This window comes from Microbacterium sp. NPDC080005, from assembly GCF_040702445.1.
Taxonomy (GTDB): domain Bacteria; phylum Actinomycetota; class Actinomycetes; order Actinomycetales; family Microbacteriaceae; genus Microbacterium; species Microbacterium oleivorans_D.
Genome location: NZ_JBFBLD010000002.1, coordinates 411,153 through 423,652, shown reverse-complemented (window position 1 = coordinate 423,652; position 12,500 = coordinate 411,153). Strand labels below are relative to the sequence as shown.

Sequence of the window (12,500 nt, the reverse complement as noted above, 5' to 3'; positions counted from 1 at the left end):
CTCAGCGCCGGAACGCCCAGTCGGGCAGGTGCGAGGACTGCACGAAGCTCATGACGATCTCGGCAAGACCCAGCCGAGGATCGATCTCGAGAGCGGCGGCCGCGTGCCTGCCCGCGTGCGTCGAGCGACCGACCGCCCACGCCAGCCAGCCCGCCGTCGCGCACGCGCCCGCGCGCTCGTCGGCGGGGAGGCGAGCCGCGGTTTGACGCACGAGCTCGAGTGCGGTCAGCAGGCGCCCCGGATCCGGGCGGGGACCCTCGCCCCACAGGACCTCGGCGAGGTCCACGGGGTATTCCTCGCCGTCCTCCCAACGCCGCTGCGCATCGAGGGCCACGTCGCCGCGTCCGTGATCCCCCGACCACTGCACGATGGCGACGTCGCGCAGCGACGGACGCGACAGGCACCACCCCAGGACGGCGACACGCATCGGGTCAAGGGTCGCGGCATCCCACTCGAGCATCTGCTCGTAGAGGGCGGGCAGATCGTCGAGTGCGCAGGCCGCCTGCAGGGCTGCCGGGTCGATACGGGCCTCGGTGCCGATCGTCGACGGGATGCCGCACAGCACGGTCAGCGCGGACTCGAGCGAGGTCAGTGCGGCCGCCACGCCGGCGACCTCGGCGGCGTCGAGGAGGGGGAGGTCGGCCCCCGACGACTGATCGATTGAGGGCGCATGTCGCTCGATCACAGCGAGCGGATGCCCGCCGCGCGGCAGCGTCGGGTCGAGATGCGATCCCCAGCTGTCGGCGGCGACGGTGAGCGCGTCGACGACGTCCAGCCCGCACGCAGCGGCGGACCGATGCAGGGCGGCGATCAGGTCGCCCCCGGGAAGCCCAGACACGGATGACTCGGCGGTGTAGACGACGGCGACGACGCCCTCGACGTGGTCGACGCGACAGACGAGCCCGATGATTGTCGAGGCGACGGCGTCGAGATCGGCGCCGTCCGGGGGGAGGTCCACGCGCATCGCGCCGAGGCTGCGGCTCTCATGCAGCGGGATCATGACGAGGCTCTGGCTCGGCGTGTACCCGAGGAGGAGCGGAACGAGGCGGAGGAGGTGTGCGGCATCCGCCGCGGCGACGATCGTGGACATGCGCTCAGCGTCGCCGTCGAGCGGATGCCGGTGGCCGCCGCCCGCGGGCTCGGGAGGAACCGGGCGGAGCCGCCCCTGGGGAGGACTCCGCGTCCTCCTGCGCCGTTACGATGGAGGGGTGGACGAGTACTGGGGTGCCGTGGTCTGGGGTCTGATCCCCACGATCGTCGTCGCCGGCCTGCTCGTCTTCGTGCTGCGCAGTATCCTTCGCATGGACCGCACCGAGCGCAAGGTGTACGCCAAGGTCGAGGCCGAGGAGCGCCGCCGCCGCGGCCTGCCCCGACCCGACGAAAACGCAGGCTGACAGCCGGAACGATAGGCTGAGCGCACAGCTCCGGGGGGCCGCGTGATCAGCATCAGCGTCGACTGGACGTGGACGTGGTGGATCGTCCTCGTCCTCGCCTTCGACATCTCCGTGCGCATCCTCGCGGTCTTCATCATTCCGCGGAATCGGCGCCCTACAGCGGCGATGGCCTGGCTGCTGGCCATCTACTTCATCCCGGTCATCGGCATCCTGCTCTTCCTGCTGATCGGCAACCCCCGGTTGCCCCGCAAGCGCCGCAAGGAGCAGGAGGCGATCAACCGCGCCTTCCGCGAGGCCAGCGAGGGTCTCGACTTCGGCACGCTGCGCCCTGACGCACCGGTGTGGTTCGAGCAGCTCGTGGGGCTCAACCGCAAGCTCGGTGCACTGCCGATGGCGGGCGACAACGGTGCGCAGATCATCTCGGACTACCAGGGCAGCCTCGACACGATGGCCGCCGAGATCGACCGGGCGACCCGGTACGTGCACGTCGAGTTCTACATCCTGCAGTCCGACGGCGCGACCGATGAGTTCTTCTGCGCGCTCGAACGCGCGACCGCTCGCGGTGTGACGGTGCGCGTGCTGCTCGACCACTGGGCGAACCGCTGGAAGCCCAATTACAAGGCGACGATCTCGCGCCTCGAGCGCATGGGAGCGCAGTGGCGGCTCATGCTGCCGGTGCAGCCGCTCAAAGGCAAATACCAGCGCCCAGACCTGCGCAACCACCGCAAGCTCGTCGTGATCGACGGCGTCGTCGGCTTCATCGGGTCGCAGAACGTGACCGATCGCAGTTACAACCTGAAGACCAATCTGCGCCGCGGTCTGCAGTGGGTGGACATGATGGTCCGCGTCGACGGTCCGGTCGTGGCATCCCTCTCGGCGGTCTTCGTGTCGGACTGGTACGGCGAGACCGGCGAGGTGTTCGCGGTCGAGTCCGACTTCTCGACGGATGCCGGGACCGGTGACCTCGACTGCCAGATCGTCCCGAGCGGGCCGGGCTTCGAGTACGAGAACAACCTGAAGCTCTTCCTGAGCCTGATCTTCGGTGCGACCCGCAAGATCGTCATGGTCAGCCCGTACTTCGTGCCGGACGAGGGGCTGCTGCTCGCGATCCAGACCGCGTGCCACCGCGGCGTCGAGGTCGAGCTGTTCGTCTCGGAGGAGGGTGACCAGGCGATGGTCTATCACGCGCAGCGGAGCTACTACGAGCAGCTGCTGGCGACCGGCGTGAAGATCTGGATGTACAAGAAGCCCTACATCCTGCACTCCAAGTCGATGTCGATCGACGACGAGGTCGCCGTCGTCGGCTCGAGCAACATGGACATGCGCTCGTTCGGTCTCAACCTCGAGGTGACGATGCTCGTGCGCGGCGCCGAGTTCGTCCAGCAGCTCCGCACGGTCGAGGACCTGTACCGCGGCATGTCCCGCGAGTTGACCATCGAGGAGTGGGAGAAGCGCCCCATCCGCTCCGTGATCCTCGACAACCTCGCCCGGCTGACCTCCGCCCTGCAGTGAGACGATCCCGCAGCTGTGGACACTCCCCGATTGTCCGCCGCTGAGGAGGAGACCCCCATGCGCATCCGTCTGTTCGCCGCGCTCGCCGGCTCGTTCGTCGTCGCCACCGCGCTCGTCGCATGTGCGACGCCCGCCTCTCGAGGCGTCGCGCCGGGAGGAGGAGCGGATGCGGTCGCCCCGGCCGCGCGCATCGACGCCGGGTGGCTCGACGGGGGAGCGACGATCGGGGTGGTGACGTACGGCAGTTCGTCCTGCCGTCCCGAGGTCTCGACGGTGGCAGACGACAACGGGGTGATCCTCATCGCCCTGAGCGAGCCGGCCGCGCCTGCGTGCACGGACGACCTCGTGGCACGGGCCCTCGAGGTACCCGTCCCCTCGGGCGTCGACGCGACCGCCGATCAGCGGATCCGCGTCGAACTCGAGGATGTCCGCACCGACATCGATCTGCCCGCCTACGGCGGTGGAGCCGTCGAGGAGTTCGCGCCGTCCGCCTCATGGATCGGGGATCGCGTGATCGCGCTCCGCACCTGGGGATCGTCCTCGTGCCTGCCGGTCGTCGAGGACACGCGGGTGGAGTCACCGGCATCCGTCGTCGTCCGCTTCGCCACCCCGCCCGCCGACCAGGTCTGCACGATGGACATGGCGCCGCAGCTCACGCTCGTGCAGCTCGATCCCGATGCGGAGGTCGACCGCGACGCGACGCTGAGCTTCGGTGTGCTCGACGCGGCGGAGACGGTGCCGATCCGCTGACTCGGCTCAGTCCGCGCGGACGAGCAGTTCGCCGACCTCGCAATCGAGGGCGCGGCAGATCGCGGACAGCGTCGAGTATCGGATCGCGCGGGCACGGTCGTTCTTGAGGATCGACAGGTTCACCACCGAGACGCCCACGATCTCCGACAGCCGTGTGAGCGTCATGTTGCGTTCCGCGAGCAATTCGTCGAGTCGACAGTGGATGCCGGAGAGCCCGTCCTCCTCGGCAGGGCTCACACGAGTCCCTTCACGTCATTCTGCAGGCGGGCGCCGGAGCGCAGGATCGCCCCGAGGACCGCGAAGGCGAGGCCGACCGCGACCGGCCAGAACGGGAAGGAGATTTGGACCGTGGATGCCGGAACCCACGCGTCGAAGACATTCCCGATGCCGGCGTAGTCGCCCTCCCACGATCCGCCCTTGGCACCGAACAGCTGCGTCGAGGCGATGCTCCCCGCGATGTCGCCCATGATCTGAGCGGCGACGCCGCCGAAGGCCACGACCGCTCCCGTCGTGGTCGCCATCTTCGCCACGACCGGCGCGAATGCGGCGCCCTCCAACAGGCGCGAGCATGCCATGACCACGAAGAGGGCGATGACAACGGGGATCGTCCACACGATCATCTGGCTGATACCCCACAGGGCGCGCGCGAGGGGGGTCAGCCCCTCCACGACGAGCGTCGCGCTGGTGAACCCGCCCGAGACCCGGGTGGCGTCGGTCTGCAGATCGACAGTGCTGGGGAGCTGCGGCCAGAACTCCTGGATCGGCATCGTGATCGTGACGGCAGGGGTCAGCAGCGGGAGCAGAAGATTCGCGACCGCACCGACGGCGGCGAACATCACCCACAGGACTCCGATCACTCGGGTGACCCGCACGAGGGACCCTGCGTCGTCTTCCGATCGTGAGCGGCGAGCCGCCGCGATGGCGAACGCCACGATGGTCCCGATGATGAGCAGGACGACCAGCGCCGCCCCGATGATGATCATGATCCTTGCCATGTCACACCAGCCCTTCGGTCTCGCGCTGCAGCCGAGCGCCCTGTCGGAAGATCACGCTCAGCGCTAGCAGAGCGAGAGCGATGCCGAGTGGCCACAGGGGCGCGTCGATCGAGATGAATGGGCTCGCGCCGAGGGTCGCGGAGTCTGCGGGTAGGACGGCGCGAGCGATGTACTGCTGCGCGAGGCTGCTCAACACCGGCCCAAGTGTGCCGGCGACGAGGACCGTGACGGCTCCGGCCATCATCCAGACCGAGGCGCGACGGGCGAAGGCGTGACCACGTACGGCCCGCTCACTGATCACCGCGATCACGAGTCCCGGCACGGCGGAGACCAGCAGCGTCAGGATCTCTCCGACGGCCAGCAGCAGCCGGTATCCCGCCTCAATCCCGACGACCGTCACCGATCCGCTGGTGAAGTGAGCGCAGTCGATGACCATGCCGCCGCCCGTCTCAGACGTCATGTCGCACGGGAGTGCGGTGGGCCAGTTCGCCCAGAGCGGCAGGTCGGAGAACGAGAACGTGTCCGTCGTCGACCAGCGCAGAACGGTCGTGAGGATCGCCAGGATGACCCAGGCGACCCAGATCCGTGCGAGGGCAGCGATGACGTCGAGGAGCACGGAGGGGGATTTCCGTCTGCGCGCGTCCCAGATGAGGAGACCGGTCACCGCCGCGGCGATACCCGCGCCGAGGAGCGCGAACAGTATCGCGCTGCCCAGGTCCACTCCGGCAATGTTCACTTCGGTATCCCCCCATAACGAGATTCGTTGTTATCGAGAAACGTTATGCCCGCGGATGCAGCAGCCGCAACCCCGGGCTTCGGTATGCCCACGGCGAACACGGGCATACCGGCATCCGAGCGTCGTTAGCCTCTACGTAAGACGCCGCCAGTGCGTCGAGTGGAGGTGGAGACGATGTTCGAGAGATTCACAGACCGTGCACGTCGTGTGGTGGTGCTCGCCCAAGAAGAGGCGAAGATGCTGAACCACAACTACATCGGCACGGAGCACATCCTCCTCGGCCTGATCCACGAGGGTGAAGGCGTCGCCGCCAAGGCCCTCGAGAGCCTCGGCATCTCGCTCGACGCGGTGCGCGAGCAGGTCCAGGACATCATCGGACAGGGGCAGCAGCAGCCGACGGGTCACATCCCGTTCACGCCGCGTGCCAAGAAGGTGCTCGAGCTGTCGCTGCGCGAAGCGCTGCAGCTGGGCCACAACTACATCGGCACCGAGCACATCCTGCTCGGGCTCATCCGCGAGGGTGAGGGCGTCGCCGCACAGGTTCTCGTCAAGCTCGGCGCCGACCTGAACAAGGTGCGCCAGCAGGTCATCCAGCTGCTCAGCGGCTACCAGGGCAAGGAGCCCGCAGGCGTCGCGACCGGCGCCGGCGAGCAGGCCCAGGCCACCGCCCAGGGCGGATCGGCCGTGCTCGATCAGTTCGGCCGCAACCTGACGCAGGCCGCGCGCGACAACAAGCTCGACCCCGTCATCGGGCGCGAGAAGGAGATCGAGCGCGTGATGCAGATCCTGTCGCGCCGCTCGAAGAACAACCCGGTCCTCATCGGTGAGCCCGGCGTCGGCAAGACCGCCGTCGTCGAGGGCCTCGCTCAGGCCATCGTCAAGGGCGAGGTGCCCGAGACGCTCAAGGACAAGCAGGTCTACTCGCTCGACCTCGGCTCGCTCATCGCCGGTTCCCGCTACCGCGGCGACTTCGAAGAGCGCCTCAAGAAGGTCACCAAGGAGATCCGCACGCGCGGCGACATCATCGTCTTCATCGACGAGATCCACACCCTCGTGGGTGCGGGTGCCGCCGAGGGCGCGATCGACGCCGCCAGCATCCTGAAGCCGCTGCTCGCCCGTGGTGAGCTGCAGACGATCGGTGCGACGACGCTCGACGAGTACCGCAAGCACTTCGAGAAGGATGCCGCGCTGGAGCGCCGCTTCCAGCCGATCCAGGTGGCCGAGCCGAGCCTGCCCCATGCGATCAACATCCTGAAGGGCCTGCGCGACCGCTACGAGGCGCACCACAAGGTGCAGATCACCGACGGCGCCATCGTCGCCGCGGCGAACCTCTCCGACCGGTACGTCTCCGACCGCTTCCTGCCCGACAAGGCCATCGACCTGATCGACGAGGCCGGCGCTCGCCTGCGCCTGTCGATCCTGTCGAGCCCGCCGGAGCTGCGCGAGTTCGACGAGAAGATCGCCAAGGTCCGCGAGGACAAGGAAGCCGCCAGCGAGGAGCAGGACTTCGAGAAGGCCGCCGCCCTGCGCGACGAGGAGAAGTCGCTCCTGGCCGAGCGTCTGCGCCTCGAGAAGCAGTGGCGCTCGGGTGACGTCGCGTCGCACGCGGTCGTCGACGAGGGTCTGATCGCCGAGGTTCTGGCTCAGGCCACCGGCATCCCGGTCTTCAAGCTCACCGAGGAGGAGACCAGCCGTCTCGTCTTCATGGAGAAGGCCCTGCACCAGCGCGTCATCGGTCAGGAGGAGGCCATCGCGGCCCTCTCGCGCACGATCCGCCGTCAGCGTGCCGGCCTCAAGGACCCGAACCGTCCGTCGGGCTCGTTCATCTTCGCCGGACCCACGGGTGTCGGTAAGACCGAGCTCGCCAAGGCGCTCGCCGAGTTCCTCTTCGACGACGAGGGTGCGCTGATCTCCCTCGACATGTCGGAGTTCGGTGAGAAGCACACGGTCTCGCGCCTGTTCGGCGCCCCTCCCGGATTCGTCGGCTTCGAAGAGGGCGGCCAGCTCACCGAGAAGGTGCGCCGCAAGCCGTTCTCCGTCGTCCTGTTCGACGAGATCGAGAAGGCTCACCCGGACATCTTCAACTCGCTGCTGCAGATCCTCGAAGAGGGTCGCCTGACCGATGGTCAGGGCCGCGTGGTCGACTTCAAGAACACCGTGATCATCATGACGACGAACCTCGGTTCGTCGGCGATCGCCGGTGGTCCCGTCGGCTTCCAGGTCGAGGGCAACTCGCAGACGACCTACGAGCGGATGAAGGGCAAGGTCGACGAGGAGCTGAAGCGCCACTTCAAGCCCGAATTCCTCAACCGTGTCGACGACGTCATCGTCTTCCCGCAGCTCAACAAGGACGAGCTGCGCCAGATCGTGACGCTCTTCACGAAGCGCCTCAGCGAGCGTCTGCTCGACCGTGACATGACGGTGGAGCTGACCGACGACGCGAAGGACCGCCTCATCGAGATCGGGTTCGACCCGACGCTGGGTGCCCGGCCGCTGCGCCGCGCGATGCAGCGCGAGGTCGAGGACCAGCTCTCCGAGCGGATCCTGCGCGGCGAGCTGAACGCCGGCGACCACGTGAAGGTCGACACCGAGAACGGCCGCTTCGTCTTCGCCACCACGCGCCAGGAAGGCCGCGAAGCGGTCGGCGTCGGCGCCGCGGGTGAGATCACCGCGAGCCCGGACATCATCGCCGGGTCGTAAGCGACACGAACGACAGGGGTCGGATGCCGAGAGGCATCCGACCCCTTCGTCGTTCAGGCGCGGCGCACGAGGAAGACGTCGACCTCGTCCTCGCTGTCGAGCGCGAAGCCGCGGCGGTCGTACAGCCGCCGGGCCGGGCTGCCCTGCAGCACGTTGAGGCGCCAGGGGAGCGGGTGGTGTTCCGCGAGCGTCGCCTCGAGGACGTCCGTGCCGATCCCGGCGCCCTGCAGGTGCGCGGCGAGGTAGAAGTGCTCGAGCCAGGTGCCGTCGGAGGCGGGGCGGACGGCGATCGACCCGGCATCCGCTCCGTCGACGACGATGATGCGGGTCAGCGCGGGGTCGAAGGCGTCGAGGAACCGCTGCCGCACGCGAGTCGGGTCGTACCGGCCGAGTCGCTCGAGATCCGGGCGCAGGACCACCGCGCGCAGCTCGGCGATCCAGCTCGCGTCGTCGGGGGTCGAGGGGCGGAGGGTCCAGCGCATCCGTCCATTCAACCGCGCGCCCGCGTCGCGAGCGGGCAGGATGGGAGGGTGCGCGCATCCGTCACCGTTCGCCCGGCACATCTTGACGGGCCCGACCTGGCCGCGGTCGCCTCGATGCTGGCGGCGTATCACGCACAGACCGAGCGGGAGAAGGTCGAGCAGGGGCTCGCCGAGCCCGGACCTCTGCCCGAGCGATACGCGGTCGAAGTGCGTGACCCCGCCATGTCCTTCGACGGAGCCGATGTCCTCGTCGCGGAGCGCGAAAGGGCGGCCATCGGGATGGCAGTGACGCACCGCGCGGGGAGCGACGTCGAGCTCAAGCGCCTGTGGGTCGCCCCGACGGGTCGTCGATCCGGCGCAGGGTCTGCTCTGCTGGCCGATGCCGCGGAACGTGCGCGCGCCCTCGGTGCGACGGGGCTGCGGCTCTCGGTCTGGGACTGGCGAACGGACGCCCTCGCGCTCTACGGGCGGCAGGGCTTCGTCGAGGCGCCGTCCTGGGAGTCGCGCGCACAGCTCGTCTGCCTGCGACTCCCGCTGTGAGCCGCTGTCAGCGGATGCAACGGATGCCGGGCGGCACCCGGCATCCGCGTCACCGTCGCCGGGGTGTCGCGTCGGATGTGTTGCATCCGCGAGCGGGGGCGATCAGGTGAAGCCGCCGGGGGCGAGCAGTGCGACGCATGGGCCGAGGACGAGGATCCACGCGGCGGCGGTGACGATGAGGATGCCGGTGCCGATCGGGCGGGTCCGTGGCGAGAACATCAGCGCGATGCCGACGACGGCGATGATCACGAACGGCATCAGGAAGCCGATGAGACCGACGGAGATCAGTCCGATCGCGAGCAGTCCGCCGAGGAGGTAGGCCCCGCATCCGATGCCGGTGCCGATCCCGACGCCGGCGCCGAAGCTCCGAGGCCGTGGTCCGGCGGGCGCCGCATAGCCCGGCGGTTCGGGCGAGATCCCGGGGGCGCCGGGATACGGCGGCGTCGGGTAGGGCGGACCCGCCTGCGGGGGTGTCGGGTACGGCGGACCGGTCGGCGGCTGCCCGGCGGCGTCGCCACCCGGAACGGAGGGCGGCACCGGCGGCGGCGCGGCCGGTGTGCCGTCCTGCGGGGGAGGCGTCGGGTCGGCGTCCTCGGGACGATCAGGTTCGGGGGACATCGGCGGCCATCCTTCCGATCGGCGGGGTCTCACTGAGGCGGAGCCGCCCGCGCGCGGCCATCCAGGCGAGGCGGGCGAACAGCAGGGGGATCGTCACGGCGAGGAACAGCTGCGGCCGGGTGAGACCGAGCCAGGCGACCTCGTTGCCGCGGACGAACTCGACGGCGAAGCGGAACACCGCGTACGCCGCGATGTACAGCGTCAGGGTCTCGCCCGGCGCGATGGGCCGGTGGCGCAGCCAGAACCAGAGCAGCGCGAAGGCGACCGCATGGAAGACGATCTCGTACACGAAGCTCGGGTGCAGCGGCACGCCCGCGGGCGCCCCGACGCGTGCGGCTGCGGCCGGGTCGAGGACGATGCCCCATCCGCCGCCGGTCGGGGTTCCGGGTTGCTCGGTGAGGAGGCATCCGATCCGGCCGATCGCCATCGCCAGCGCGACGGCCGGGGCGAAGAGGTCGCCGGAGCGGTCGGGGTAGCGCGCGATGCGTTTGGCGACGTGCACCCCGAGCCAGGCGCCGACGAGCGCCGACAGCATCGACGCGTTGCCGTAGGCGAGCTGGTCGATGAGTGACAGGTTCTTCGACGGATCGAGGTGCTGCGCCCAGGTCCCGAGCCGCGAGAGCACGGCCGCGCCGACGAGCGCCCCGAGCACGAGATAGGCGATCCGCGGGTCGGTGACGCCGCGACGGCGCTTCTCGACGAGGAAGACGACCCCCGCGGCGAGCAGCCCGAGGCCCACGAACACGGCGTGCGTGTCGATGGGCGGGAGCCAGGGGGCGAGGTCGCTCAGCAGCGGGAACACGGGTCAGCCCAGCAGCCGCATCCAGAGCATGACCCACAGCGGGATCGCCGCCAGGGCGAGAACCCCGAGCACGCACAGGTACGCCAGGACGAGGCGGGTGTCGCCGAGCTTGCATCGCGATCGGAGCAGTCCCGCACGCCGTGCGCGCGCGTACCCGGCGATGGCGACACCGGCGAAGACGGCGACCGCGAGGGGACCCGTGACGGCGGCGATCGCGGCGATCGTCGCGAACACGCACAGCCGCAGCGGGTCGAACGGCGCGACCGGATCGGCGACGGTCTCGTCGCGCTGATTGAGGTGCCCGAACCCGGCGGTGCTCACGACACGCTCACCGGGATCTGACGCCGGCCGCCCGTCGCGGTCGACAGGCGGGTGCGGCCGAGGGGCGCCCACGCCTGCACGGCGCAGAACGGGGCGCACTGGTGCGCGTCGGTCGACTCGTTGACCGTCGCGACGTGCACGCAGCACTGCGTGAGCCGTTCCTCGATCATCGTGTTGATGTCCATGAACGGCTTCACCGTGATCCGCAGCACCCGCTCGCCCATCATCTTGCGCAGCCGCGCATGCTGGCCCGGGAGCTTCGATGCGGCCAGGGTCGCGAGGGTCCCGATCCCGAGGTCGCAGTTCTGGCAGATGTCGCGCCAGATCGAGCTCATGGACGGATGCGACAGCGACGACTGCTCGCTCAGCAGGTCGAGGAGCGACCCCTTCACCACCTCGCGGATCGCCTTGTTCACGTTGCTGTCGGCGATGCGGTTCGCGATCATGTCGGGCTGCAGGTCGAGGAAGTCCTTCAACCGCTCGTGGCCGATGAGGCCGACGAGCGACTTCCACTCGCCGGCGTCGTCCTTCAGCAGGTAGCCGACCGAGCAGCAGTGCGGGTGGCTGCACGGCAGCGCGGTCAGGTCGCGCCAGGTGACCTCGCCGTCGGTCTGCGGCCCGAGTCGGTTCAGCACGCCGGTGTGCGTGAGGCGGTCGATGGGGTCGATGCCCGACGAGCGTCCCGAGCCGAACACCGGCTGGACCGTCACGCCGCCGACGAACGGTGTCGCCATCGCGCGGCGGATGACCGCGCCGATCTCGCCGTCGTTGACCCCGAGGGTCGCCGTCATCGTCAGCGTGGTGAAGACCCCGGCATCCGACAGCCGTTCGATCGCGCGCTCCTTGAACCGGCGGATGTCGGCGCCGCGGTGGAAGGCGGATGCCGCGGCCGATTCGCCGTCGTACTGCAGGTAGACCTCGACCCGCTCGCGGTGCTTCTTCAGCACCTCGACGAAGGCGTCGTCCTGCGCGATGCGGAGGCCGTTCGAATTCAGCAGGATGCGGACGATCGGCCGGGCGACGAGATGCTCGAGGAGCTGCTCGAGCCACGGGTAGAGGGTCGGTTCGCCGCCCGACAGCATGAGCACGTCGATGCGGTCGTTCTCCTTCACGAGTCGCGCGTCGACGGAGGCGAGCACCTCGGCGAGCGGTGCGATGGCGGAGGCGGCGGGGCTCGACTCCGCGAAGCAGGTCGGGCACTTGAGGTTGCAGTGGTCGAGCAGGTCCTCGAGGAGGATGCAGGTGTGCTGGGTCTGCATCTGCGGCAGACCGTCCTCGTACGCCGAGGGCACCGGCTTGAAGTTGCCCGTCGTGTCGGGACCGTGCACCTTCGTCGGCGCGGTCCACTGCTCGAGGTAGGTGAGGATCTCGGCCGACTCGTCGTAGAGCGTGCGCACGAGGCCGTGATCGGGGCATCCGCGTTCCAGCCAGACGGTGCCGTCGCGGTCGGCGAGCCACCCCGACAGCCTGCGCACCTCGCTCAGCGGACGGTCCGGGTCCTCCTCGTGGCACGTCGGGCAGAACGCGTTCACGTAGCGGTGGATCCGATAGTCGCGCAGGGGCATCCCCGCTCCGGCGTGGCTCATGCCCACACCCTAGTCCCGGGGTCGGCCGGGCCTGGGGGTGGACCGCGTTCAACGGCGGCCCGCG

14 protein-coding genes are annotated in these 12,500 nt (G+C 69.4%); 5 read left to right on the top strand and 9 right to left on the bottom strand.

From position 1 onward, the window contains the following. Position 1 precedes the first annotated feature (1 nt). A complete protein-coding gene (locus AB0259_RS08875; protein ID WP_366222211.1) occupies positions 2-1,090 on the bottom strand; it encodes a DUF4192 family protein in 1,089 nt (362 codons plus the stop codon). A 118-nt stretch (positions 1,091-1,208) separates the two neighbouring features. Here AB0259_RS08875 and AB0259_RS08870 point away from each other — a divergent pair, with 118 nt between their 5' ends. From AB0259_RS08870 to AB0259_RS08860, 3 genes are read left to right on the top strand one after another with little or no spacing between them, the layout of a single operon-like run. Next, positions 1,209-1,394, top strand: a complete 186-nt coding sequence (locus tag AB0259_RS08870) for a hypothetical protein (protein ID WP_064003630.1) — start codon at positions 1,209-1,211, stop codon at positions 1,392-1,394. 42 nt (positions 1,395-1,436) lie between these two features. After that, the gene (gene cls, locus AB0259_RS08865) at positions 1,437-2,906 is read left to right on the top strand and encodes a cardiolipin synthase (protein ID WP_251577897.1); all 1,470 of its coding nucleotides are present in this window, start codon (positions 1,437-1,439) and stop codon (positions 2,904-2,906) included. Positions 2,907-2,963: 57 nt separating this feature from the next. Next, positions 2,964-3,656: a hypothetical protein gene (locus AB0259_RS08860; RefSeq protein ID WP_251577899.1), complete on the top strand. Its 693-nt coding sequence runs from the start codon at positions 2,964-2,966 to the stop codon at positions 3,654-3,656. Positions 3,657-3,662: 6 nt separating this feature from the next. On the opposite strand, the gene AB0259_RS08855 is transcribed toward AB0259_RS08860, so the two are convergent. The 3 genes from AB0259_RS08855 to AB0259_RS08845 are packed head-to-tail and all read right to left on the bottom strand — an operon-like array spanning position 3,663 to position 5,387. Beyond that, the gene (locus tag AB0259_RS08855; protein WP_366222214.1) at positions 3,663-3,893 is read right to left on the bottom strand and encodes a helix-turn-helix domain-containing protein; all 231 of its coding nucleotides are present in this window, start codon (positions 3,891-3,893) and stop codon (positions 3,663-3,665) included. Further along, entirely contained in the window at positions 3,890-4,639 is a 750-nt protein-coding gene (locus AB0259_RS08850) for a hypothetical protein (protein ID WP_366235815.1), read from the bottom strand. Before AB0259_RS08850 ends, AB0259_RS08855 begins: the two co-directional genes overlap by 4 nt. 13 nt (positions 4,640-4,652) lie before the next feature. Next, the gene (locus tag AB0259_RS08845; protein ID WP_251577905.1) at positions 4,653-5,387 is read right to left on the bottom strand and encodes a hypothetical protein; all 735 of its coding nucleotides are present in this window, start codon (positions 5,385-5,387) and stop codon (positions 4,653-4,655) included. Positions 5,388-5,561: 174 nt separating this feature from the next. On the opposite strand from AB0259_RS08845, the gene AB0259_RS08840 reads away from it, so the two are divergent. Continuing rightward, the gene (locus tag AB0259_RS08840) at positions 5,562-8,087 is read left to right on the top strand and encodes an ATP-dependent Clp protease ATP-binding subunit (RefSeq protein ID WP_064003636.1); all 2,526 of its coding nucleotides are present in this window, start codon (positions 5,562-5,564) and stop codon (positions 8,085-8,087) included. Positions 8,088-8,140: 53 nt separating this feature from the next. On the opposite strand, the gene AB0259_RS08835 is transcribed toward AB0259_RS08840, so the two are convergent. Beyond that, positions 8,141-8,569 carry a GNAT family N-acetyltransferase gene (locus AB0259_RS08835; protein WP_366222219.1) on the bottom strand — a complete coding sequence of 143 codons (429 nt, stop codon included), beginning with the start codon at positions 8,567-8,569 and terminating at the stop codon, positions 8,141-8,143. A 48-nt stretch (positions 8,570-8,617) separates the two neighbouring features. Between AB0259_RS08835 and AB0259_RS08830 the strand changes: the two genes are divergently transcribed. Further along, on the top strand, positions 8,618-9,109 hold the full coding sequence (locus tag AB0259_RS08830; protein ID WP_366222221.1) for a GNAT family N-acetyltransferase: 492 nt from the start codon (positions 8,618-8,620) through the stop codon (positions 9,107-9,109). Positions 9,110-9,211: 102 nt separating this feature from the next. Here AB0259_RS08830 and AB0259_RS08825 read toward each other — a convergent pair whose 3' ends face one another. The 4 genes from AB0259_RS08825 to AB0259_RS08810 are packed head-to-tail and all read right to left on the bottom strand — an operon-like array spanning position 9,212 to position 12,436. After that, positions 9,212-9,727, bottom strand: a complete 516-nt coding sequence (locus tag AB0259_RS08825) for a hypothetical protein (protein ID WP_251577911.1) — start codon at positions 9,725-9,727, stop codon at positions 9,212-9,214. Continuing rightward, positions 9,711-10,529, bottom strand: coding sequence for a prolipoprotein diacylglyceryl transferase family protein (locus AB0259_RS08820; RefSeq protein ID WP_366222222.1), 819 nt, complete (start codon positions 10,527-10,529; stop codon positions 9,711-9,713). Before AB0259_RS08820 ends, AB0259_RS08825 begins: the two co-directional genes overlap by 17 nt. Positions 10,530-10,532: 3 nt before the next feature. Continuing rightward, on the bottom strand, positions 10,533-10,850 hold the full coding sequence (locus tag AB0259_RS08815) for a hypothetical protein (RefSeq protein WP_366222223.1): 318 nt from the start codon (positions 10,848-10,850) through the stop codon (positions 10,533-10,535). Then, complete coding sequence (locus AB0259_RS08810; RefSeq protein WP_366222225.1) at positions 10,847-12,436, bottom strand: radical SAM protein; 1,590 nt, start codon at positions 12,434-12,436, stop codon at positions 10,847-10,849. Before AB0259_RS08810 ends, AB0259_RS08815 begins: the two co-directional genes overlap by 4 nt. Positions 12,437-12,500 lie beyond the last annotated feature (64 nt).

Bases quoted from the DNA above. Each gene is read 5' to 3' on its own strand.
- AB0259_RS08875 (WP_366222211.1), bottom strand. From the start codon at position 1,090: ATGTCCACGATCGTCGCCGCGGCGGATGCCGCACACCTCCTCCGCCTC.
- AB0259_RS08860 (WP_251577899.1), top strand. From the start codon at position 2,964: ATGCGCATCCGTCTGTTCGCCGCGCTCGCCGGCTCGTTCGTCGTCGCC.
- AB0259_RS08850 (WP_366235815.1), bottom strand. From the start codon at position 4,639: ATGATCATCATCGGGGCGGCGCTGGTCGTCCTGCTCATCATCGGGACC.
- AB0259_RS08840 (WP_064003636.1), top strand. From the start codon at position 5,562: ATGTTCGAGAGATTCACAGACCGTGCACGTCGTGTGGTGGTGCTCGCC.
- AB0259_RS08835 (WP_366222219.1), bottom strand. From the start codon at position 8,569: ATGCGCTGGACCCTCCGCCCCTCGACCCCCGACGACGCGAGCTGGATC.
- AB0259_RS08825 (WP_251577911.1), bottom strand. From the start codon at position 9,727: ATGTCCCCCGAACCTGATCGTCCCGAGGACGCCGACCCGACGCCTCCC.
- AB0259_RS08810 (WP_366222225.1), bottom strand. From the start codon at position 12,436: ATGAGCCACGCCGGAGCGGGGATGCCCCTGCGCGACTATCGGATCCAC.